Origin of the sequence: Serratia sp. 2C06, assembly GCF_050037615.1 — a bacterium.
GTDB lineage: Bacteria > Pseudomonadota > Gammaproteobacteria > Enterobacterales > Enterobacteriaceae > Serratia > Serratia ureilytica.
In genome coordinates this window covers 4,458,293-4,479,871 of sequence record NZ_CP188299.1, presented here as the reverse complement: position 1 = coordinate 4,479,871, position 21,579 = coordinate 4,458,293, and the positions used below count along the sequence as shown (strand labels likewise).

Genomic DNA, 21,579 nt, shown 5'->3' with positions numbered 1-21,579 from the left:
AAACACCATAAGATTAATTAAGCAAATAAAGAACATTAAATAACTTATTAACCGGGATCGGTTTGTGAAATAGGTCAATAATCCGCGTTTTTTTTCTGCTTACCATGGGTTTATCGAACGAGAGGATGATTTTATCTTCATGGTTTTTAAGGTTTTAATTGCCATTTCTGATGTTAATTAAAATGCCTTTTTGTATTTCATTTGTTGTTTGCCAGTTAACCCAGAGAGCGTGTTATGTTAGGCGATGCCGTATTTAATCGGGTAAAGCGATCGGATCATAAAGCGATTTCGGAAATAAGCGCCTTCTTGCGCAGTAACGATCTGAATATCGACACCACGGTTGAAATATTTATTACCGTTACCCAGCACGACAAATTGGTCGCCTGCGGCGGCATCGCCGACAATATTATCAAATGCGTCGCCATCAGCCCGCTGATGCGCGGCGAAGGGTTGGCGTTGGCGCTGGCGACCGAGCTGGTGAACCTGGCCTACGAGCGCCATCACACCCAGCTGTTTATCTACACTAAGGTGCAGAACGAGCCGCTGTTCCGCCAGTGCGGTTTCTACCCGATCGCCACCGTGCCGGGCATCGTGGTGCTGATGGAAAACAGCCCGTGCCGCCTGAAGCGCTACGCCGCCCAGCTGGCGAGCCAGCGCCGGCCGGGCGACACCATCGGCAGCATCGTGATGAACGCCAACCCCTTCACCCGCGGGCATCAGTATCTGGTGCGTCAGGCGGCCAAACGCTGCGACTGGCTGCACCTGTTTCTGGTGAAGGAAAACACCTCGCGCTTCAGCTATGAAGACCGCCGCCGGCTGGTGCTGGCCGGCACCGCCGATATCCCCAACCTCACGGTACACGAAGGCTCGCAGTACGTGATCTCGCGCGCCACCTTCCCCTGTTACTTCATCAAGGACCAGGGCGTGGCCGACGACTGTTACACCGAAATCGATCTGAAGATCTTCCGCCAGTATCTGGCGCCCGCGCTGGGCATTACCCACCGCTTCGTCGGCAACGAGCCGTTCTGCGCGGTGACCGCGAAATACAACCGCGACATGCGCTACTGGCTGGAAACGCCGGCGCTGCCCAGCCCGCCGATCGCGCTGGTGGAAATCGAGCGTTTGCAATATCAGGGCACGGCGATCTCCGCCTCCTGGGTGCGCAAGCTGCTGGCGGCGGGGGATTTCCACGCCGCCGCGCCGCTGGTGCCGCCGGACACCCTGTACTACCTCCAGGATCTGCAAACGCAGCGCCGGGCCAAGACGGCCCCGCATCCTTTTGAGTCCGCACAATCAGGTGAATGATGAAAATTATCCGAGAAGCAATGGCCGGCACGCTGGAATCCAGCGATGTCATGGTGCGCATCGCGCCCGCCGAGGGGCCGCAGCACGATCTGTTGATCGCCAGCAGCGTGGAAAAACAGTTCGGCGCGGCGATCCGCCGCACCCTGCTGGAGGTGCTGCAGCGTTATGAGGTGGAGCCGGTGCAGGTGATCGTCGACGACAAAGGGGCGCTGGACTGCGTGCTGCGCGCCCGGCTGGAAACCGCGCTGATGCGCGCCTGCGAGGGCGGCCAACTGCCGTGGGAGGCGAAAGATGAAAACGCTGAATAAAACCCGGCTGCGCCGCAGCATGCTGTTCGTTCCCGGCGCCAACGCGGCGATGGTCAGCAACGCCTTTATCTATCAGGCCGATGCGCTGATGTTCGATCTGGAAGACTCGGTGATCCTGCGTGAAAAAGACGCGGCGCGCCGGCTGGTGTACCACGCGCTGCAGCATCCGCTGTATCAGGAGGTGGAAACCATCGTGCGCGTCAATGCGCTCGACTCCGCCTACGGCCTGGCGGACCTGCAGGCGGTGGTGCGCGGCGGCGCGGACATCGTGCGCCTGCCGAAGACCGACAGCGCGCAGGACGTTGTCGACATGGAGCGCGAGATCGCCGCCATCGAGGCGGCCTGCGGCCGGCCGGTCGGCAGCACCGGGCTGCTGGCGGCGATCGAATCGGCGCAGGGCATCACCAACGCGGTGGCGATCGCGCACGCTTCGCCGCGGCTTATCGGCATCGCGCTGGGAGCGGAAGACTATGTGCGCAACCTGCGCACCGAACGCTCGCCGGAGGGCATTGAGCTGCTGTTCGCCCGCTGCTCGCTGCTGCAGGCGGCGCGCGCCGCCGGCATTCAGGCGTTCGACACCGTCTACTCCGACGCCAACAACGAGGCCGGTTTCCTGCAGGAAGCGGCGCTGATCAAACAGCTCGGCTTCGACGGCAAATCGCTGATCAACCCGCGCCAGATTGAGCTGCTGCACAACCTATATGCGCCGACCGCCAAAGAGGTGGCGCACGCGCAGCGGGTGGTGGACGCCGCCGAAGCGGCGGAGCGGGAAGGGCGCGGCGTGGTGTCGCTCAACGGAAAAATGGTCGACAGCCCGGTGATTGAACGCGCCCGGCTGGTGCTGGAGCGCGCCGCGCTGTCCGGCTTACGGGAAGAACCGGCGCAGCACGGGGAGGAAGCATGATGAACCGCCAACAACGATTGATGACCTTCGCCAACCCGGCGGATCTGCCGGGCTATCAGGACGTGTCCAAAGCCAATCTGCAGGCGCGTAAACCGCGCGATCTCAAGCTGTGCGACTCCTTGCAGGAAGCGGTGCGCCGCAGCGGGCTGCAGGACGGCATGACCATCTCCTTCCACCATGCGTTTCGCGGCGGCGATCTGGCGCTCAATCAGGTGATGGAGACGCTGGCGGCGATGGGGTTCCGCAACCTGACGCTGGCCTCCAGCTCGCTGACCGACTGCCATGCGCCGTTGGTTGAGCATATCCGCCACGGCGTGGTGAGCCGCATTTACACCTCCGGGCTGCGCGGCCCGCTGGCGGACGCCGTATCGCGCGGGCTGCTGGCGGAGCCGGTGCAAATTCACTCGCACGGCGGCCGGGTCAATCTGATCGAATCCGGCGAGCTGAAGATAGACGTGGCCTTCCTCGGCGTGCCGGCCTGCGATGAGTTCGGCAACGCCAACGGCTACAGCGGTGAAGCCTGCTGCGGCTCGCTCGGCTATGCGCGGGTGGACGCCGAGGCGGCGGGCACCGTGGTGTTGCTGACCGAGCAGCTGGTGCCGTATCCGCATCATCCCGCCAGCCTGGCGCAGGATCGGGTGGATCTGATCGTGCAGCTGGAGCGGGTGGGCGACGCCGACAAGATCGGCGCCGACGCCACGCGCATGACCTCGAACCCGCGCGAGCTGTTGATCGCCCGCCGCGCCGCCGAGGTTATCGCCGGTTCCGGCTACTTCACCGAAGGGTTCTCGCTGCAAACCGGCACCGGCGGCGCCTCGCTGGCGGTGACCCGGTTCCTGGAGGACAAGATGCGCGCCCGCGGCATTCGCGCCGCGTTCGCCCTCGGCGGCATCACCTCGACCATGGTGGATCTGCACGAGAAAGGGTTGATCGGCAAGCTGCTGGACGTGCAGAGCTTCGATCGGGCGGCGGCGACCTCGCTGGCGCGCAACCCGCGCCATATCGAAATCAGCGCCAATCAGTACGCCAACTTCAGCTCCAAGGGCGCGTCGGTCGATCGGCTCGACGTGGTGGTGCTGAGCGCGCTGGAAATCGACACCGGCTTCAACGTTAACGTGCTGACCGGCTCCGACGGCGTGCTGCGCGGCGCGTCCGGCGGCCATTGCGACACCGCCGCCGCCGCGCGGCTGGCGATCATCGTCGCGCCGTTGGTGCGCGGGCGCATCCCGACGCTGGTGGAGCAGGTGACCACCTGCGTCACGCCGGGCTCCAGCATCGACATTCTGGTGACCGACCACGGTATCGCCGTCAACCCGGCGCGGCCCGAGTTGGCGCAGCGCCTGCGGGAGGCCGGGCTCGAGGTGGTGAGCATCGACTGGCTGCGCGCCCGCGCGCTGCAGCTGACCGGCGAACCGCAACCGATCGCCTTTACCGACAAGGTGGTGGCGGTGGTGCGCTACCGCGACGGTTCGGTGATCGACGTGGTGCATCAGGTGGCGGAGTAACCGATGGCCGCCGTCGATCCTCAACTGGCCGCCGAACGCGCGGTCAGCCTGCCGGAGCTGCTCACCAGCCGCGAATGTCGTCAGGCGCGCCAGCAGGCGTGGCTGGCGCAGCACGAGTGCACGCTGCTGGTGCTGACGCTGGTGGTGCCCGGCCCGGTGAAGGACAGCGCGTTGACGCGCGGCATCTTCAACCTCGGGTGGGCGGCGCTGCTGCGGCTGTGCGCCGAACAGGGTTGGCCCAGCCCGCAGGCCGAGGCGCTGGCGCTCGCCACCGGCTGCGAAGGGTTTGTAGCGCTGCGCGCCGACGCCCAACGGGTGAAAGATTGCGCCATGCAGCTGGAGGTGAGCCGCCCGATCGGCCGGCTGTGGGATATCGACGTGCTGGATGCGCAGGGGCGAATCCTGTCGCGCCGCGACATCGGCCTGCCGGCGCGGCGCTGCCTGCTGTGCGGCCAACCGGCCAAGATCTGCGCCCGCCAGCGGCGGCATGGCAGCGAGCAGCTGCTGCAAGAAATGGAAAGGATGTTCAACGATGCGATCTCTGCCGATTAATCCACCCGCCCGCCGAGCCGAGCCGGCCTGCGACTTCGCCCGCGCCGCCTTTCGCGCGCTGTTGGTGGAGGTCAACCTCACGCCCAAACCGGGGCTGGTGGATCGGCATAACACCGGCGCCCATCGCGACATGGATCTTGGGCATTTCTACCGCAGCGCCCGCGCCATCGGCGTGTGGCTGCCGCGTTTTATCCAGCGCGGACGGGAAGACGCGGCTTTGCCGGCCGAGCGGCAGCTGGCGCGGCTGCGGCCGCTCGGCCTGGCCTGCGAAAACCAGATGTTTCGCGCCACCGGCGGCATTAACACCCACAAGGGCAGCGTGTTCTCACTCGGGTTGCTGTGCGCCGCCTTCGGCCGCCTGCAGCAGCAGGGCCGGACCATCAGCGCCGCATCGTTATGCGCCGAAGTGGCGGCGATGTGCCGAGGGCTGGTGGACAGCGAACTGCGATGCAACAACGCCGGGCAGACCGCCGGCCAGCGGCTGTTCGCCGCGCACGGGTTGAGCGGCGCACGCGGCGAGGCGGAGGCCGGTTTCCGGCTGGTCATTGACGGCGCGCTGCCGCTGTATCGGCAACGGCTGGCCGCCGGCGGCGACGAACAGCGGGCGCTGCTGGACAGCCTGCTGTGGCTGATGGCCCACAACGATGACACCAACGTCGCCTCGCGCGGCGGCCTGCGCGGGCTGCGCTGGCTGCGGCGCCGGGCGGCCTGGCTGCTGGCGCAGGGCGGCTCGGCGGGGGAGGCGGGCCTGGCGCGCCTGCGGCGCTTCGATGCCGATTGCATTGCCCGCAACCTCAGCCCCGGCGGCAGCGCCGACTTGTTGATAGTGACCTGGCTGCTGGCGCAGCTGGGTGCCCAAGAATAATAACCAAGCCTTCAGGAGAGTCCCTATGTCCCAAACCCAGGAAAAGATCTGGAAAGCGATAGCGCCGCTGGCGGTGCTCGCGATCCTGTTATTGATACCGGTGCCCGACGGCATGCCGCCGCAGGCGTGGCACTATTTCGCCATCTTTGTGGCGATGATCGTCGGCATGATTCTGGAGCCGATCCCGGCCACCGCCATCAGCTTTATCGCGGTGACCGTCAGCGTGCTGAGCGCCAACTGGGTGCTGTTCGGCGCGCAGGAACTGGCGGAGCCGGGCTTCAAGGCCGGTAAAGAGGCGCTGAAATGGGGGCTGGCAGGCTTCTCCAGCACCACCGTTTGGCTGGTGTTCGGCGCCTTTATCTTCGCGCTGGGCTACGAGGCCACCGGGCTGGGGCGGCGCATCGCGCTGTTCCTGGTGAAATTCATGGGCAAGCGCACGCTGACGCTGGGCTATGCGGTGGTGATCATCGATATCCTGCTGGCGCCGTTCACGCCGTCCAACACCGCGCGCACCGGCGGCACGGTGTTCCCGGTGGTGAAAAACCTGCCGCCGCTGTTCGATTCCTTCCCTAACGATCCCTCTTCGCGCCGCATCGGCGGCTACCTGATGTGGATGATGGTGGTCGGCACCAGCATCAGCTCCTCGATGTTCGTCACCGGCGCCGCGCCGAACGTGCTGGGCATCGAGTTCGTCGGCAAGATAGCCGGGGTGCACATCAGCTGGATGCAGTGGTTCCTGGCGTTCCTGCCGGTCGGCCTGCTGCTGCTGATCATCGCGCCGTTGATCTCCTACTACCTCTACAAACCGGGCGTGACCCACAGCAGCGAAGTGGCCGCCTGGGCGAATACCGCGCTGGGGGAAATGGGTAAGCTGACGCGCAAGGAGTACACCCTGATCGGCCTGGTGCTGCTCAGCCTGTGCCTGTGGGTGTTCGGCGGCAAGGTGCTGGACGCCACCGCGGTGTGCCTGTTGGCGGTGTCGCTGATGCTGGCGCTGCACGTGGTGTCGTGGAAAGACATTACCAAATACTCCAGCGCCTGGAATACGCTGGTTAACCTGGCGACGCTGGTGGTGATGGCCAACGGCCTGACGCGCTCCGGCTTTATCGACTGGTTCGCCCAGACCATGAGCACCCACCTGGACGGCTTCTCGCCGAACATGACGGTAGTGGCGCTGGTGCTGGTGTTCTACTTCGCCCACTACCTGTTTGCCAGCCTGTCGGCGCACACCGCCACCATGCTGCCGGTGATCCTGGCGGTCGGCAAAGGGTTGCCGGGCGTGCCGATGGAGCAGCTGTCGATGCTGCTGGTGCTGTCGATCGGCATCATGGGCGTGCTGACGCCGTACGCCACCGGGCCAGGGGTGATCATCTACGGCTGCGGCTATGTGAAGTCGAAAGACTACTGGCGCCTGGGCGGCATTCTCGGCGTGGTGTACATCGCCGCGCTGCTGCTGATCGGCTGGCCAATCATGAGCCTGTGGTACTGAGTTGACGCACAGCGGCCGCCGCCCGGTGGCCGCTGGTACGATCTTTTCCCGTGAACCCTGTCACACACTTGTCACACTAACCCCGCCATCATACGCAGGCAAACGCTAACACCTTAAAAATAATCATTTTCCGGGAGCCTCTGCGGATGAGAAAAAAAACGTTATTGCTGTGCCTGCCTTTGTTATTCACCGGGAACGCGCTGGCGGACGCCGGTGGTTATCAACTGGAACAGGTGCTGGTGATGAGCCGCCATAACCTGCGCGCGCCGCTGGCCAACAACGGCAGCGTGCTGGCGCAGTCCACGCCGAAGGCCTGGCCGGCCTGGGAAACGCCGGGCGGCCAGCTGACCACCAAGGGCGGGGTGCTGGAAGTGTATATGGGGCACTATTTCAACGCCTGGCTGAAGCAGACCGGCCTGTTGCCGCAAGAGGGCTGCCCGACCGCCGGCAGCGTGTACGTCTACGCCAACAGCCTGCAGCGCACGGTGGCCACCGCGCAGTTCTTCAGCAATGGCGCGTTCCCCGGCTGCGACGTCAGCGTGCACCATCAGGACAAGATGGGCGAGATGGATCCGACCTTCAACCCGATCATCACCGACACCAGCGAAGCCTTCAACCAGCAGGCGCTGGCGGCGATGAACGCCGCGCTGGGATCGCTGAAGCTGGACGCCTCTTATCAGCAGTTGGCGAAGATCATCGACTACAAGGATTCCGCCGCCTGCAAGACCGACAAACACTGCGACCTGACCAAAGAAGCCAGCGTGATGAGCGCGGTGCCGGGCAAAGAGCCGGGCGTCTCCGGCCCGCTGCGGGTGGGCAACTCGCTGGTGGACGCCTTTATGCTGCAGTACTACGAAGGTTTCCCGATGAAAGAGGTGGCCTGGGGCAAAATCGCCACGCCGCACCAGTGGCAGCAGCTGGCGCAGTTGAAAGACGGCTATCAGGATTCGCTGTTCACCTCGCCGGTGGTGGCGCAGAACGTCGCCAAGCCGCTGCTGACCTACATCAACAACGCGCTGCTGGGCGAGCGCAAACCGGACGCGCCGAAGCTGACGGTGCTGGTGGGCCACGACTCCAATATCGCCTCGCTGCTGTCGGCCATGCAGTTCCAGCCGTATCAGCTGCCGCAGCAGTACGAGAAAACGCCGATCGGCGGCAAACTGGTGTTCCAGCGCTGGCGCGACGCGCAGAACGACCGTGAATTGCTGAAGATCGAGTACGTCTATCAGTCCACCGAGCAGTTGCGCAAGGCGACGCCGCTGACGCTGCAAACCCCGCCGCAGCGCGTGACGCTGGCGCTGAAAGGCTGCCCGATCGATAAAGACGGCTTCTGCGCCTGGAGCGATTTCGAGAAGACCATGAAAGGCATCTTGTAATGCCCGGCCTCTCTCCCGAATGCGGGGGAGAGGCCTTTTCCCACTTCGCCCAACGCGCCTCCGCGCGGGACTTAACGCCAATTTATTTTGCCCAGGGTCATTGTTGCAGGCCGTTTCGGGGGCTAACATCATCAGCCAGCCTGCTTATCATGGATACCGCCGTTGCCCACTTTTATCCGCAATATCGAATTTTTCACGCCGGACGGCTATCCGGGCCAGGTGGCGCGCTGCCAGTTTGCGCTGGCGGAGTATCGCGACGACAGTTTTCCCGAGGCGGGCTTTACGCTGCCGGACCACCTGGCGCGCGCGGTGCCGAAACGCCGTGCGGAGTATCTGGCCGGGCGTGTGCTGGCGCGACAGCTGCTGGCGCCGCTCGGTTTCGCCGATTTCACCCTGGCGCGCGGCGAAGATCGCGCGCCGCAGTGGCCGCCGGGCATCGCCGGGGCGCTGAGCCATAATTCGCATACCGCGCTGTGCGCCGTACACCGAGAGAGCGGGCTGGGCGGCGTTGGGCTGGATGTGGAGACGCTGCTGTCCGTGGCGCGAGCGGAGGAGCTGTGGAGCGCGATCGTTTCACCGGTGGAGCGCGAGACGTTGCTGGGCGAAACGCTGCCGTTCAACGAGCTGCTGACGCTGACGTTTTCCGCCAAAGAGAGCCTGTTCAAAGCGCTGTACCCGCAGGTGCGCCGATATTTCGATTTTCTTGATGCGCGGATGGTGGCGGTGGATGCGCAGCGGCAGACGTTCGAATTGGCGCTGCTCACCACGTTGACGCCGCATTGCTGCGCCGGACGGCGTTTCGCCGGGCGGTTTTGGCGTGAAGGTGACGATGTCACGACTTTTATTTTTTGCTAAAACACAATAATAACAGTGTGTTATTTCTTGTTGTGGCGTAACGCGAATTTGCCGCGGCGTGCGGAAAGATTCATTCATCGGAGATTGACCGACGGTGGGGATCCGGTGTAATTTACCCACCCTTTACAGCTAATGATAATTATTCGCATAAACATTATCATTGGTGAGGCGCAACAAAGGAGTGGTCTTGTGGCGACACTGACGACAGAAAACCAAACCTTCTCCGGGTTTGAGTACGCCGAACAATCGACCTTTTTGTACCGGTCTGAATTCCGTTCCCTCTCCGCCCACGGCGTGTTTGAGCGTATCGAGACGCCGGCGTTCGGCGGCGAGCAGGAAGGCAGCGCGCTGGCGCAGCATATTCGCCAGGCGCTGGCGCGCGCCAAAGCCGCCGGCCAGGCGGCCCCGGTGGTGGTGGGCGCCATTCCGTTCGACACGCGCCGGCCTTCCTGCCTGTATATCCCTGAAGAAAGCCGATTCGTCGCCAACGACAGCTTTATCCGCGCCGCGCGCCCGATGCTGCAACAGCCGCATCGCCTGGTCGCCTGCACCAGTATTCCAGACGAACCGCGATTCAAACACGCGGTCGCGGAAGCGGTCAGCCGCTTTAAACAAGGCAAGCTGGACAAGGCGGTGCTGTCGCGCATCCTCGATATCGAGCTGGAGCAGCCGGTGGCCGGCCACCGGATCCTCAATAACCTGATGGTGCAGAACCCGACCGGTTACCACTTCTCCCTGCCGCTGGCCGATGGCAGCGTGTTGATCGGCGCCAGCCCTGAACTGCTGATCCGCAAGCAGGGCGGCGAGATCCACACCAATCCGCTGGCGGGCTCGGCGCGCCGACAGGACGATCCGCAGCAGGATCGCCTCGGCAGCGAGCGCCTGATGCGCTCGACCAAAGACAAATACGAACACAAGCTGGTGATCGACGATATTCGTCGGCATCTGACGCCGCTGTGCGCCACCCTGAGCGTGCCCAGCGGCCCGTCGCTGCTCAGCACCGGCACCATGTGGCACCTGTCCACCCGCATTCGCGGCGAGTTGCTGAACCCGGCTCTCAACGTGATGCAGCTGGCCTGCCTGCTGCATCCGACGCCGGCGCTGTGCGGCTTCCCGACCGAAAGCGCCCGCCAGCTGATCGCCGCTCTGGAACCGCACGATCGCGGCTTGTTCAGCGGCATCGTCGGCTGGTGCGACGCCAACGGCGACGGCGAGTGGGCGATCGTCATCCGCAGCGGGCTGCTGCGCGGCAACCGGGTGCGGCTGTTCGCCGGCGCGGGCATCGTCGCCGCCTCGACGCCGCAGTCCGAGTGGATGGAAACCACCGCCAAACTGGGCACCATGCTCAACGCTTTCGGCCTGAACAGCGGCGCGCTGTAGGCCTCTTTGCGGCGCAGTCCGCGCCGCGTCATAGCCTTTCGCAGGAGACAACGATGAACAACAACATGACCCGGCGGTGCGCCCGGATGGCGGTGCGCGCATGAGTATTCAGATGGATTTCACCGGCAAACGCGTGTGGGTGACCGGCGCGGCGCGCGGCATCGGCGAGCAGATCGCCCGCCACTTTTTAACCCAGGGCGCCGAGGTGGTGGGGTTTGACCGAGAATTCGCCAATCCGGATCTGCCTTACCCCTGCGTGACGTTGGACATCAGCCGGCCGGAGCTGGTGGAGGCGGTGTGCCGCCAACAGCTGGCGGAGAACCCGCGACTGGACGTGTTGGTCAACGCCGCCGGTATTCTGCGCATGGGCAATACCGAAGATCTGAGCGTGGATGATTGGCACCAGTGCATCAACGTCAACGCCTCGGGGGCGTTTTACCTGTTCCGCGCCGTGCTGCCGCACTTCAAGGCGCAGCGCAGCGGGGCGATCGTCAGCATCGGCTCCAACGCCGCGCACGTGCCGCGCGCGCAGATGGCGGCCTACTGCGCCTCCAAGGCGGCGCTGACCAGCCTGAACCACTGCGTGGGGTTGGAGATGGCGCCGTTCGGCGTGCGGTGCAATCTGGTGTCGCCGGGCTCGACCGACACGCCGATGCAGCGCGGCATGTGGCAGACCGACGATGCGCATCAACGCACCATCGCCGGCTTCCCCGAGATGTTCAAGCTGGGGATCCCGCTGGGTAAAATCGCGCGTCCGGACGAAATCGCCAACGCGGTGCTGTTTCTGGCCTCGGATTTGGCCAGCCACATCACCATGCAGGACATCGTGATCGACGGCGGCGCCACGCTGGCCGCCTGAGTCAGACCCGCTGGCGGCGCAGCAGGTGCCGCGCGCCCTCCGCCGCCAGCAGCAGCACCGCCAGCCAGATCGCCAGATAGGTTGGCCATTCGCTTTGGCTGATGCTCTCGCCGAGCAGCAGCGCGACAAGCACCAGCAGCACCGGTTCCACATAGCTCAGCAGGCCGAACAGGCTGAACGGCAGCATGCGGCTGGCGAGGATGTAACACACCAGCGCCACGGCGCTGATGACGCCGAGCAGCGGAATGCGCCAATACAGCTCGGCATTGATCTGCAGCGCCGCCGCGCCGCCGTCGCCGAAGGCGAACCAGGCCGCCGCCGGCAGCATCAGCGTCAGCTCGCACCACAGGCCGCCGAGATTGTCGGTGCCGAAACGCCGCCGCAAAATAAAGTAGAGCGGATACCCCAGCGCCACCACCAGCGTCGGCCACGATACGCCGCCCGCCTGATACAGTTCATTGCCCACCCCCGCCACGGCGCACGCCACCGCCAGTTTTTGCAGCAGCGACAGCCGATCGCGGTAGATCAAACGGCCCGCCAGCACCATGGTCAGCGGCAGCAGAAAATAGCCGAGCGACACGTCGAGCGCCTTGCCGTGCAGCGGCGCCCACAGGAACAGCCACAGCTGCACCCCCAGCAGCGCCGAGGTGAGCAGCAGGCCCAGCAGACGCGGCGGCCGTTGGCCTATCCCGACCAGCGTGTCGCTCACCTTGCGCCAATCGCCGGACAGCGCCATGAACAGCGTCAGGAACGGCAGCGTCAGCAGCGTGCGCCAGCCGTAGACCTGTTCGCCGTTCAGCGGGGTGAGGGTAGAGGTGAAGTAATACATCGCGCCGAACAAGATGGAGGCGACGACCGAAAGAGTGATGCCCTTAATCACACGCATTCCTGGTGAGTGATTGATTTTATGGCGGCTACTGTAGAGAAATTTGCCGCCAACGACAATGGCGCAGCCGGGCGCTGGACAATCGGCGGCGGCGGGTTACAATGGATACTGTGTATTCATACAGGTTTTGGCGATGACAATCGATCTTTTTGAAGACGCGCTGCCGCCGCCGTGGCGTGAAGAGATCGCCCCCGGCGCGGTGGTGATGCACGGCTTTGTGCGCGATCACGGGCCGGCACTGCTGGCGGCGGTGCAGGGCGTGGTGGCGCAGGTGCCGTGGCAGCATTTGACCACCCCCGGCGGGCACGTGATGTCGGTGGCGATGAGCTGGTGCGGCAACGGCTGGACCAGCGACAGCCGCGGCTACCGTTACTCGGAACGCGACGCGCGCAGCGGCAAACGCTGGCCGCCGCTCCCGCCTATTCTGATGGCGTTGGCGGACGAAGCCGCGCAGCAGGCGGGCTTTGGCCCCTTCGTGCCGGATTCCTGTTTGATGAACCGTTACGATCCGGGCAGCAAGCTGTCGCTGCATCAGGATAAAGACGAGCACGACTTCGGCGCGCCGATCGTCTCGGTGTCGCTCGGGTTGCCGGCAGTGTTTCAGTTCGGCGGGCTGCAACGCAGCGACCGGGCGCGGCGCATCCCATTGGCGCACGGCGACGTGGTGGTGTGGGGCGGCCCGTCGCGGCTCTGTTTCCACGGCATCCTGCCGGTCAAGGAAGGCTACCACTCGCTGGTGGGGCCGCACCGCATCAACATCACGCTACGCAAGGCGCTTTAGCTGCGGCTCCTGCGCCAGGCAGGCGACGAGATAGTCGATAAACACCCGCAGTTTGGGCGGCAGATACTGGTTGGGCGCGTAAAGCAACCACAGGCCGCCGTGATAGCTGCTGAGGAAATCCCATTCCGGCAGTACCTGCACGATCTCGCCCTCGTCGAGCGCCTGGCGGGCGGTAAAGTACGGCAGGCTGCCGATGCCGATATGCCGTTTCACCGCGTCCAGCCGCACGCCGGTGTGGTTGGCGGCGTAGCGGCCGCGCACGTTGACCGTCACCGTTTTGCCGCTGCGGCGGAACTTCCATTGCGCGTCGCTCGGCGTTTCTCCCAGATAGATGCAGCTGTGCGCCGCCAGATCGTGCGGGTGCTGCGGCGCGCCGTGCTGCGCCAGATAGTGCGGCGTGGCGCACAGCAGGTGGTCTATTCGCATCAGCTGACGGCCGATCAAGCCCGGCGACGGGCGATCGGTAATGCGTAGCGCCAGATCGACGCGGTCGTCGATCAGATCCATATAACGATCTTCCAGCCGCAGCCTCACGTCCACCTTCGGATAACGTCGCAGGAACTCCGGCATGTGCGGATGCAGCACGAAACGGCCTACCGCCTTGGGCACGCTGACGCTGACCAGCCCTTCGGGCTCTGCGGCGCCGCGCCCGCCGATCGCCATCACCGCGTCGGCCGCCGCCAGCAGGGTGCGGCAGTGCGCAAACGCCTCTTCGCCGCTTTCGCTCAGCCGCAGTTTACGGGTGGTGCGATGCAGCAGCTGCAGCGCCAGCGCCTGTTCGAGCTTCGCCACGCTGCGGCTGACGGCGGAAGGTGAAGCGCCCAGTTTGCGGGCGGCGGCGGAAAAGCTGCCGCTCTCCACGACCTGGACGAAAACGGCCATTTCGGCCAACAGCGCGTAAGAAAGATTTGTGCTCATGACGCAAAGGTCCATTGTGATGGCGACGGATTATGCTCCGATTATGACATGAATATAATGGCTCTTCGAACCGAGGAGAAAAATGATGACCGAGCGACGTTATTACTACAGCGACGATTTACAGGGCCAGGCGCAGGTATTGAGCTGTGAGCCGGCCGAGGCGGGCGCTTACGCCGTGGAACTGGACGCCACGCTGTTTCACCCGCAGGGCGGCGGGCAGCCGGCCGACGTGGGAGCGTTGAACGGCGTCGCCGTGTTGCGGGTGCAGCAGCAGGGGGATAGGGTGTTGCACTATACCGCGGCGCCGCTGCCGATCGGGCCGGTCAATATGCAGGTCGACGAAGCGCAACGCCGGCTGCACGCCCGCTGGCACTCCGGCGGCCATCTGATCGGCTGGCTGGGGGAAACCCGCGGTTGGCGGCCGATGAAAGCGCATCATTGGCCGGGAGAAGGGCGCATCACGTTCACGCCGGGGCCGGACGTACAGACGCTGGAGGCGGCGTTTTTACACGCGGAGCTGGCGCGCCTGATCGCCGCCGATTTGCCGCGTCGCCAACAGGCGGTGGACGGGATGCGCCAGATCGGTTTCGGCGATCTGCCCGCCTACGGCTGCGGCGGCACGCATGTCGCCACGTTGGGCGAGGTGGGCGCGATCGCGATTACCGGCGTAAAGATGAAGAAAGGGCAGCTGATCGTGCAGTATGCGCTGGAATAAAAGCGTCAGCGCCCGGCCTGCCGCAGCTGGGTGCAGAAGGCGCACTGGCATCCCGCCACCGGCACCGCCTCACAGCGGCCGATATTCACCGGCTGGGCGTCCATAGCGTGAAAGCCGTAAAACAGATTTTCGATGTTCTGTTCCGCCGCACGCGCCTGTTCGGTGCGCGGCTCGGGCACTTTTGACTGAAACGCCGCAGCCTTGCCGGCCAACAGGCTGAGAAACAGCAGCGACAGCTGGATTTTCATCGTCGTCTTCCCTTTGCTTTTTTTGATACGTTATAACAAAACCAAAGCGCCGCCAAGCGCAGCTCTCGCGCTCGGCGCCCGCCAGCGCGTGAGCCGGTGCGGTGAACGCCCGAGCTTAATTCATTTTACTCATTGATTTTATTGAAATTGATGAAATAGTCAGATGCCATCATCCAGGGCATGACAGGGCAGCCAATATTCTAAATACTTAATTGAAGAGGCGCTCGGGGCAGGAGAAGCGCTTTGGGTGTGCGTTTTTGCACGGCGCGCCCGCCGTTTTTGGCATGGACTGCATTTTCTCAGTGTCGTGGATTGTAAAATGGATTTTTGTAACCGGATTTCCGTGTGTTTATTGACGTTTAATTCATCGCGCCTGCTGCGTGACGTGTTGCAACCTGTGGCGGCGTTCGCCGATGAAATCATCGTGGTGGATTCGGGCAGTACTGACGGCACGTTGGCCATTTGCGACGACTTCAATATCAAGCCTCTTTATCACCCGTTTGAAACCCATGGCCGGCAAATGAATTACGCCATATCCCGCGCGCGATATGACTGGGTTTTGTGCCTGGACAGCGATGAGATCATGGATGATGAAGCGGTCGACGCGATGCTGCTTTTCAAGCGCACCCCAGGCCCCGACAAAAATAACGCCTATCGCATTCGTCGCGATTGGTTTGTGTTGGGACAGGCGGTCAGAACGCTTTATCCCGTCTCGTCACCAGATTTCCCCATTCGCTTTTTTCATCGCCAGGTGGTGAAGTTCAATGATGCGCCGGTAGATGATGCGGCGGAAGGGGGCGCATCCACCTTGATACTGGCCGGGCACGTTAAACACGACACTTTTTTCTCAATCGAGGAAGTGTTTGCCAAGCTGAACAGCTATACGGCGCGCGTGGTGAAATACAAGGCGATAAGGCCATCGATTCTCCGAGGGGTGATTAGCGCCATCGGCGCATTTTTCAAGTGGTACATTTTCAGCGGCGCCTGGAAAGCGGGCCGGGTCGGGGCCGTGACCGGCGTTTACGCGGTGTCCTACAGCTTTTTGAAGTATTTCAAGGCGTGGTACCACAGATAGCCGAACGGCGGGCGTGGCGTGAGCTCCCGTTCGATTGCGGCGCGCGATTGCGGCGTTGGGCCGGCAACCGCGCGCCGAAGGCGGGGGGCGAACCGCCTTCATCTCCTCGTTTAAACGCTGTCTTCAGCGATCAGCACCTCAGTAATATCAATGCGATGCAGCAGCTTTCTCTGTTTCTCATGGCTGATTTTCTTCATGCGGCGCAGCCGGTACAGCTCTTCTCTTTCCGCGTGCAACGAGGCTAAGTACAGCTGCTTTTCCAGCCGCTTCAGCGCCACGATATTCTTAACGTCTTCTTTGGTCAGAATTTTACGTTGCAGCACGTCCAGCATCCGCCGCGTCGTTTCTTCAATCAGTTCCGGCGTGGCGTCGTCCGGCGGGGCGACGAGCAGCTTTTCCTTGGTTTCGTTGACGGCCTTGGTCGCCGCGCTCGCCAAGGCTTCTGAAACGGAGAAAGCCTCTTCCTGATCTTCTTCCGGCGGCAGATTGCCGCGCAACAGGAAGGGCAGCGTGACGATGCCGACGACGATCGAGAGCAAGATGACTCCCGAGGCGATAAACACCAGCTGATACCGCCCCGGGAATGGCGAGCCATCCAATAGAAACAGCGGAATTGACAGCACGCCCGCCAGGGTCACCGCCCCTCGCACCCCGGCAAAGGCGGCGACGAACAGATCGCGCGTGCTGAATTTCGAAAATAACAGCGGATCTTTGCGCATCAGGGTCGCGCTGCCGACCTTCATCAGCCACAGCCAAATCAAACGCACGGCGATCAAACTAAAATAGATGATCACCACGTAAGCCAGCAGCGTCTCCAGGCTGATGGAATGATCGATACCGGTTTGCGCCACGGTGAAGTTCAAGATGCCCGGCAGCTGTAGCCCAAGCAGAATAAACACCATGCCGTTAAACACGAACTCGAGCATTTCCCAAATATTATTGGTGCGTAAACGCACCAGCGGCATGCTGCGATTCACTTTGGATTGGCCAATCATCATGCCGGCGCTAACGGCGGCCAGGATGCCGGATACGCCAATTCTTTCCGCAATCAGATAGCAGGAAAAGGGCAGTAACAGCGAGAAAATAATCTGGGTGGCGGAATCGTTATACATCCATTTATGGATGAACTTAACCATTTGATTATAGAGAAAGACAATAATGATGCCGCACAGCACCCCGCCAATCGATACCTGAAGAAAGGTCAGAAAGGCGCTCTCCAGGGTAAACGCCATCGCGCCGAGCGCGACAGCGATGGAGAAGTTGAGGGAAACCAACCCGGAGGCGTCGTTCATCAGCGCCTCCCCTTCAATTACGCTCATCACGGGTTTGGGCATGCGTCCTTTACCGACGATGCCGGACAGCGCCACGGCGTCCGTTGGCGACAGAACGGCGGCCAGGGCAAACGCGGCGGCGAGGGGGATTGACGGGAGCAGGAAGTGAATCAGATAACCCACCCCGACGACCGTGATGATCACCAGCACCAGGGCCAGACAAAGGATTTCTCTGCCGTAATGGATGAACTCTTGCGCCGGCGTTTTCCAACCGTCGGCGAACAGCAGCGGGGGAATAAACAGCATCAAGAAAAGCTCGGGATTGAAGTCGATATGCAACCCAAACTGCGGCCAGGCCAACACGGCGCCAACGATGATTTGCATCAGCGGAAGCGGGATTTGGAAGGGCAATATGCGCGTCACGACGCCGGACAACGAGACGGTGAGCAATAAGATCAATATGGTGAAGAATGTTTCCATCGTGAACCTTTTGTGGATTTAATTTTTCTCGCCGTTATCAAACGGTTTTCTGCATGCCGCCCCTCAGGCGGGCTCGTCGGCCAAGGCTGAACAGCGGCCACGGCGGCCGCTGTCGATAAAGAAAGCGCAGTTGAGCAAGGCCGGTCTTCGCCCCGCTTGCCTGTGGAATGGCGCAGGCAAACGGGGCAAAGGGTTAAGGCAGCGCAAACGCCATCACGTAATCGCCGGTTTCTGACGAATGCGCGGCGCCGCCGACCACAATAACGATGTATTGCTTGCCGGTTTTAGGCGAAACGTAGCTCATCGGCGTCGCGCTCGCGCCGACCGGCAGCGCATATTTCCAGACTTCTTTGCCGGTGCTGCTGTTATAGGCGCGCAGATAATAGTCCTGGAAGCCGGCGAAGAAGACCAGGCCGCCGGCGGTCGTCATGGTGCCCGCGTAGGTGGGCATGCCAACCGGCATCGGCAGGTGCGATCTGATGCCCAGCGGCCCCATTTTTTCGGCGGTGCCGGCCGGTATCTGCCAGGCGATCTTTTTGTTTTTGTAATCGACGGCGGTGATCGTGCCGTAAGGGGGTTGGTTGCAAGGCACTTCGAGCGGCGACATCCACATCAACGTGATCATGCCGTATGGCGTGCCGATCATGGGAGAAGGCCCGTGGCCATCGATCACTTTTTGCGGGTACTGCTTCGCGACGCGTTCATAGCTGTCGCGCGCCACTAACCAAAACACATTCGGGATGCGCACATCGTTCATGTAAGCCATATGGTTTACAGGATCAATCGACATGCTCCCCCAGTTGAGTCCGCCTAAATTGCCGGGCTGCTCGAGCGTTGGGCGGGTGCCGATCGGGGTCATGTCGCCCTGGTAATTCATCTGTTTGAACAGGATGCGGCAGGCCATCTGGTCAAACAGGGTGGTGCCCCACATTTTTTCTTCGGTCAGGCGCTCGGCGCCAATGGTCGGCATGCCGACGGAGAACGGCTGGGTTGGCGAGAGGCGCTCTTCCTCTGCGGCGCCTTGCGTCGGCACGGCTTTCTCTTCAACCTGCGCCAGCGGTTTGCCGGTCTCCCGGTTCAGGTAGAAAATCTGCCCGCGTTTGGTGCCGAGCAAAAGGGCGGGCACCGGGCGATGTTGCTCATCAAAACCGTCTACCAGCGCGGGTTGGGACGCGAGGTCATAATCCCAAATGTCGTGATGCGTGGTTTGGAATTTCCAGCGCTCACGGCCTGTTTCAATATCAATGGCGACCAGGGCAGAGTTGTACTCATCCGAATTTTCCGGGCGATTCATGCCGTAATAGTCGGGCGTTGCATTGCCAAGCGGCGCATACAACAAGCCTAATTTGTCGTCATAGGCGGCGGTGGTCCACATATTCGGCGTGCCGCGCGTATAGGTGCTTCCGGCCGGCGGCGCCTTGGTGATGCCCGGATTGCCTAAGTCCCACGCCCAGTCCAACTCGCCGGTTTTGGCGTCGAACGCCCTGATGACGCCGGAAGGCTCGCCTTTCATTACGTTATCGATAACCCAGCCGCCGACGATAATCTTCCCTCTGGCGATGGTCGGCGCCGAGGTTTGGAAGTAATAACCCGGTTTGACTTCCCCCATATGCTGGCCGAGATTCACCTCACCGTTTTGACCGAAGGCGGGGCATTTCTGGCCCGTTTTGGCATCCAGCGCAATGAGGCGGGCATCGATCGTGGTGTGAACGATCGTTTTCTCGCACAGAGCGCCTGGCGCAACCTCCTCATTTTTGTAGTAGCCAAGCCCGCGGCAGCGTTGCCAAACGGGGGAGGTGGAATGCGAGTCAAATTTCCAGCGCGCTTTACCCGTATCGGCATCGATAGCGGTGATAAGGCCGTTGGGCGTGCAGCTATACACCACATCATCAATCGCGAGCGGGGTATTTTGGTCCACGCCCGGCCGGAAATCGCCGGTGCGATAAACCCAGGCGAGTTTCAGATCTTTGACGGTTAAACGGTTCACCTGATTGAACGGCGCGTAGCGCGTTCCTTCCGTCGTGCGGCCATAGGCGCTCCAATCGGCAGGCGCATTGTCGCTTTTGCTCTCGATAAACGTCACGTCGCCAGCAGGGGTAATTTCGCCATGGGGAAAGAAGGCGCCGATAAAGAAAGCGACAAAGGCCACGGATAATGCCGAACCGGCGATGTAAGCCTGCTTTCGACTCTTGGCGCCGTGCAGGTACGAGGGAAGTAAAAACGCGGCGATAATAGAGAGGCCGGCGGGCACCAGCAGACGAGGGAACAATGCCCAGTAGTTAAGCCCCGACTCCCAAAGCGCCCACAGCACCGTCATCAAAAACAGCAGGCCGGTTAAGTAACAAGCCGATTTGCTGCGCTTGAGGACCAGCACTGCGGCGGCGATGTAGCCTATCCCGGTAATGGCATAGTAGAACGATCCGCCGAGGGCGATCAGCCAAATTCCCCCCACGGTTAACGCGACGCCAGAAAAAACCAGCAAGCAAAAGAACGTGATTATTGCGGCTCTCTTACCAAACGATGTTCTAATCATATGTTTTCCTTTGACTTTTAAATCCACATTGGATCACCATCCCATCGCTGCCAACGCCTGAAAATGCCGGCGCGAAAGGCAAGGCATGTCCCGCCTTGAGACTTTTTATTCTTTAACGCTTTAGGGGCATTGAGTTGTCGTTTTGATATCCATTTCAACAGTGGCCATTGCGGCTTGGATCAGTCGCCAGACCAAGATAAGGGGTTTTTATTGGGCGATGACAGAACGCGCGCGATAAAAATAACCATCAACATTTTTATTTAATACCGGGTTGTAACCGTCTCGCAGAGATACGGTTTTGGGTGCGCTGGGCAATCCGATATTTTATTGCAGTGATAAGCGCATTGAATGAAAGAGCCTCTCTGGACTAATTATTTAGAGTGATGATGAATGCGAAATTGCTTTTAATCACGAGGTTGCGTAGAGGTTTACCCTGCGTTGAGTTCAGGATGAAACGTCATTCTTTATCAAGCCGGTGTCGATAGAAACGGCGAAAAAAATGATTTAATGCCATTCTTTCCCCATCGACATAGACAATATAACCTTTCCCGCGTTCGCCGACGGTGACTTTTTCAACATTAACATTAGGATAGTGTTTTTTTAGGTTTTTAGACCATACTTGAATACTCATAATTCTATTTTCCTGACGCGCTTTATTCTTGTTTAAGGCATATTGATAGCACCCGTAAAAATAAGTCTCGTAGAAATAAAATATCGTCACTACCTGGGGATGTCTACAAGCGTGCGGGCGGGATAAAGCGAAAAATGCCGGTTGCGCTCAGGCGGGGTATTTAGCGCAAATAGAATAAAAACAATAAGTTATCCAATCGGCCGCACAAAAAGCAAATGTGGGTAACACATTGATATTTAAGGTTTTGGTACGTAAGTCATATCGAAGTCAACGCTTAACGGATAAGCGGTGATTCCTTGTGGGGGCGAGAAGAACTCATCTTGGCGCGATCTTCAGGGCGATATTGACGTGTTTTCCAATTAGATAAGTCTTAAAGTTGGCGCTTTGCAGCGAGTGGGTAATGAGTGGTTTTGAGCCTAAATTCATCATAACTCTTTATTGTTTAATATAAATCATTACCCTTTTTAATAAATAGCAACGCCGATAGTGACAGGGTTACCGCGCTGGCCCTGGCGCTACCTCTTTCTCTCTGTGCTTGATAGGGAAGACAATGGGGATATAGGTCTTCATCTCTATTCTATCGCCGCCTTTGGGGGTGATAATTTCAATGAGAAAGCGATCGATCATGCCAACTTTATTTATC

General features: G+C 61.2%; 20 protein-coding genes. 14 read left to right on the top strand and 6 right to left on the bottom strand.

Annotated elements, in window-relative coordinates:
* The first annotated feature begins 234 nt into the window (after positions 1–234).
* The 11 genes from citC (at position 235) to dhbA (ending at position 11,398) form a co-directional block, all read left to right on the top strand.
* A complete protein-coding gene (citC, locus tag ACP3TA_RS21930; RefSeq protein WP_046896435.1) occupies positions 235–1,305 on the top strand; it encodes a [citrate (pro-3S)-lyase] ligase in 1,071 nt (356 codons plus the stop codon).
* Positions 1,305–1,613, top strand: a complete 309-nt coding sequence (gene citD / locus ACP3TA_RS21925; RefSeq protein WP_004940811.1) for a citrate lyase acyl carrier protein — start codon at positions 1,305–1,307, stop codon at positions 1,611–1,613. Before citC ends, citD begins: the two co-directional genes overlap by 1 nt.
* Positions 1,597–2,517, top strand: a complete 921-nt coding sequence (citE, locus tag ACP3TA_RS21920) for a citrate (pro-3S)-lyase subunit beta (RefSeq protein ID WP_016927085.1) — start codon at positions 1,597–1,599, stop codon at positions 2,515–2,517. Before citD ends, citE begins: the two co-directional genes overlap by 17 nt.
* Positions 2,517–4,022, top strand: a complete 1,506-nt coding sequence (gene citF / locus ACP3TA_RS21915; protein ID WP_028130661.1) for a citrate lyase subunit alpha — start codon at positions 2,517–2,519, stop codon at positions 4,020–4,022. The genes citE and citF overlap by 1 nt, the downstream gene beginning before the upstream one ends.
* 3 nt (positions 4,023–4,025) lie before the next feature.
* A complete protein-coding gene (gene citX, locus ACP3TA_RS21910; RefSeq protein WP_033651845.1) occupies positions 4,026–4,574 on the top strand; it encodes a citrate lyase holo-[acyl-carrier protein] synthase in 549 nt (182 codons plus the stop codon).
* Positions 4,555–5,439 (top strand): triphosphoribosyl-dephospho-CoA synthase CitG, encoded by an 885-nt coding sequence (gene citG, locus ACP3TA_RS21905; protein WP_197816217.1) that lies wholly within the window; start codon positions 4,555–4,557, stop codon positions 5,437–5,439. Before citX ends, citG begins: the two co-directional genes overlap by 20 nt.
* A gap of 25 nt (positions 5,440–5,464) precedes the next feature.
* Positions 5,465–6,928 (top strand): anion permease, encoded by a 1,464-nt coding sequence (locus ACP3TA_RS21900; protein ID WP_033643712.1) that lies wholly within the window; start codon positions 5,465–5,467, stop codon positions 6,926–6,928.
* Between the two features lie 146 nt (positions 6,929–7,074).
* Complete coding sequence (agp, locus tag ACP3TA_RS21895; protein WP_043143150.1) at positions 7,075–8,304, top strand: bifunctional glucose-1-phosphatase/inositol phosphatase; 1,230 nt, start codon at positions 7,075–7,077, stop codon at positions 8,302–8,304.
* 162 nt (positions 8,305–8,466) lie between these two features.
* The gene (locus tag ACP3TA_RS21890; RefSeq protein WP_042785751.1) at positions 8,467–9,159 is read left to right on the top strand and encodes a 4'-phosphopantetheinyl transferase family protein; all 693 of its coding nucleotides are present in this window, start codon (positions 8,467–8,469) and stop codon (positions 9,157–9,159) included.
* A gap of 189 nt (positions 9,160–9,348) precedes the next feature.
* Complete coding sequence (locus tag ACP3TA_RS21885; protein ID WP_033643708.1) at positions 9,349–10,539, top strand: isochorismate synthase; 1,191 nt, start codon at positions 9,349–9,351, stop codon at positions 10,537–10,539.
* A 100-nt stretch (positions 10,540–10,639) separates the two neighbouring features.
* Entirely contained in the window at positions 10,640–11,398 is a 759-nt protein-coding gene (gene dhbA / locus ACP3TA_RS21880; protein ID WP_206196385.1) for a 2,3-dihydro-2,3-dihydroxybenzoate dehydrogenase, read from the top strand.
* A gap of 1 nt (position 11,399) precedes the next feature.
* Here the strand turns inward: dhbA and rarD are convergent, their stop codons facing one another.
* Complete coding sequence (gene rarD, locus ACP3TA_RS21875) at positions 11,400–12,278, bottom strand: EamA family transporter RarD (RefSeq protein ID WP_033643705.1); 879 nt, start codon at positions 12,276–12,278, stop codon at positions 11,400–11,402.
* A 139-nt stretch (positions 12,279–12,417) separates the two neighbouring features.
* Between rarD and alkB the strand changes: the two genes are divergently transcribed.
* The gene (alkB, locus tag ACP3TA_RS21870) at positions 12,418–13,065 is read left to right on the top strand and encodes a DNA oxidative demethylase AlkB (protein ID WP_103100980.1); all 648 of its coding nucleotides are present in this window, start codon (positions 12,418–12,420) and stop codon (positions 13,063–13,065) included.
* Here the strand turns inward: alkB and ACP3TA_RS21865 are convergent.
* Complete coding sequence (locus ACP3TA_RS21865) at positions 13,048–13,983, bottom strand: LysR family transcriptional regulator (RefSeq protein WP_033651839.1); 936 nt, start codon at positions 13,981–13,983, stop codon at positions 13,048–13,050. The two genes, alkB and ACP3TA_RS21865, sit on opposite strands and share 18 nt — an antisense overlap.
* Positions 13,984–14,068: 85 nt before the next feature.
* On the opposite strand from ACP3TA_RS21865, the gene ACP3TA_RS21860 reads away from it, so the two are divergent.
* Entirely contained in the window at positions 14,069–14,698 is a 630-nt protein-coding gene (locus tag ACP3TA_RS21860; RefSeq protein WP_033651838.1) for a serine-tRNA(Ala) deacylase AlaX, read from the top strand.
* 5 nt (positions 14,699–14,703) lie between these two features.
* Here the strand turns inward: ACP3TA_RS21860 and ACP3TA_RS21855 are convergent, their stop codons facing one another.
* Complete coding sequence (locus ACP3TA_RS21855) at positions 14,704–14,946, bottom strand: hypothetical protein (RefSeq protein ID WP_015378427.1); 243 nt, start codon at positions 14,944–14,946, stop codon at positions 14,704–14,706.
* A 319-nt stretch (positions 14,947–15,265) separates the two neighbouring features.
* Here ACP3TA_RS21855 and ACP3TA_RS21850 point away from each other — a divergent pair, with 319 nt between their 5' ends.
* Positions 15,266–16,021 (top strand): glycosyltransferase family 2 protein, encoded by a 756-nt coding sequence (locus ACP3TA_RS21850; protein ID WP_096242393.1) that lies wholly within the window; start codon positions 15,266–15,268, stop codon positions 16,019–16,021.
* 110 nt (positions 16,022–16,131) lie between these two features.
* Here the strand turns inward: ACP3TA_RS21850 and ACP3TA_RS21845 are convergent, their stop codons facing one another.
* From ACP3TA_RS21845 to ACP3TA_RS21835, 3 genes are all read right to left on the bottom strand, one after another.
* Positions 16,132–17,772, bottom strand: a complete 1,641-nt coding sequence (locus ACP3TA_RS21845; RefSeq protein WP_016927100.1) for a Na+/H+ antiporter — start codon at positions 17,770–17,772, stop codon at positions 16,132–16,134.
* 193 nt (positions 17,773–17,965) lie between these two features.
* The gene (locus tag ACP3TA_RS21840; RefSeq protein ID WP_122016250.1) at positions 17,966–20,305 is read right to left on the bottom strand and encodes a membrane-bound PQQ-dependent dehydrogenase, glucose/quinate/shikimate family; all 2,340 of its coding nucleotides are present in this window, start codon (positions 20,303–20,305) and stop codon (positions 17,966–17,968) included.
* Positions 20,306–20,762: 457 nt separating this feature from the next.
* Positions 20,763–20,936, bottom strand: coding sequence for a hypothetical protein (locus tag ACP3TA_RS21835; protein ID WP_154219870.1), 174 nt, complete (start codon positions 20,934–20,936; stop codon positions 20,763–20,765).
* Positions 20,937–21,579: the final 643 nt, after the last annotated feature.

What these genes read in the sequence shown, in the direction of transcription:
- citG (WP_197816217.1), top strand. Translation starts at nt 4,555, where the DNA reads ATGCGATCTCTGCCGATTAATCCACCCGCCCGCCGAGCCGAGCCGGCC.
- ACP3TA_RS21835 (WP_154219870.1), bottom strand. Translation starts at nt 20,936, where the DNA reads ATGAGTATTCAAGTATGGTCTAAAAACCTAAAAAAACACTATCCTAAT.
- citC (WP_046896435.1), top strand. Translation starts at nt 235, where the DNA reads ATGTTAGGCGATGCCGTATTTAATCGGGTAAAGCGATCGGATCATAAA.
- agp (WP_043143150.1), top strand. Translation starts at nt 7,075, where the DNA reads ATGAGAAAAAAAACGTTATTGCTGTGCCTGCCTTTGTTATTCACCGGG.
- alkB (WP_103100980.1), top strand. Translation starts at nt 12,418, where the DNA reads ATGACAATCGATCTTTTTGAAGACGCGCTGCCGCCGCCGTGGCGTGAA.
- ACP3TA_RS21900 (WP_033643712.1), top strand. Translation starts at nt 5,465, where the DNA reads ATGTCCCAAACCCAGGAAAAGATCTGGAAAGCGATAGCGCCGCTGGCG.
- ACP3TA_RS21845 (WP_016927100.1), bottom strand. Translation starts at nt 17,772, where the DNA reads ATGGAAACATTCTTCACCATATTGATCTTATTGCTCACCGTCTCGTTG.
- ACP3TA_RS21840 (WP_122016250.1), bottom strand. Translation starts at nt 20,305, where the DNA reads ATGATTAGAACATCGTTTGGTAAGAGAGCCGCAATAATCACGTTCTTT.
- citD (WP_004940811.1), top strand. Translation starts at nt 1,305, where the DNA reads ATGAAAATTATCCGAGAAGCAATGGCCGGCACGCTGGAATCCAGCGAT.
- citX (WP_033651845.1), top strand. Translation starts at nt 4,026, where the DNA reads ATGGCCGCCGTCGATCCTCAACTGGCCGCCGAACGCGCGGTCAGCCTG.
- ACP3TA_RS21865 (WP_033651839.1), bottom strand. Translation starts at nt 13,983, where the DNA reads ATGAGCACAAATCTTTCTTACGCGCTGTTGGCCGAAATGGCCGTTTTC.
- ACP3TA_RS21860 (WP_033651838.1), top strand. Translation starts at nt 14,069, where the DNA reads ATGACCGAGCGACGTTATTACTACAGCGACGATTTACAGGGCCAGGCG.
- citF (WP_028130661.1), top strand. Translation starts at nt 2,517, where the DNA reads ATGAACCGCCAACAACGATTGATGACCTTCGCCAACCCGGCGGATCTG.
- ACP3TA_RS21855 (WP_015378427.1), bottom strand. Translation starts at nt 14,946, where the DNA reads ATGAAAATCCAGCTGTCGCTGCTGTTTCTCAGCCTGTTGGCCGGCAAG.
- citE (WP_016927085.1), top strand. Translation starts at nt 1,597, where the DNA reads ATGAAAACGCTGAATAAAACCCGGCTGCGCCGCAGCATGCTGTTCGTT.
- dhbA (WP_206196385.1), top strand. Translation starts at nt 10,640, where the DNA reads ATGAGTATTCAGATGGATTTCACCGGCAAACGCGTGTGGGTGACCGGC.
- ACP3TA_RS21850 (WP_096242393.1), top strand. Translation starts at nt 15,266, where the DNA reads ATGGATTTTTGTAACCGGATTTCCGTGTGTTTATTGACGTTTAATTCA.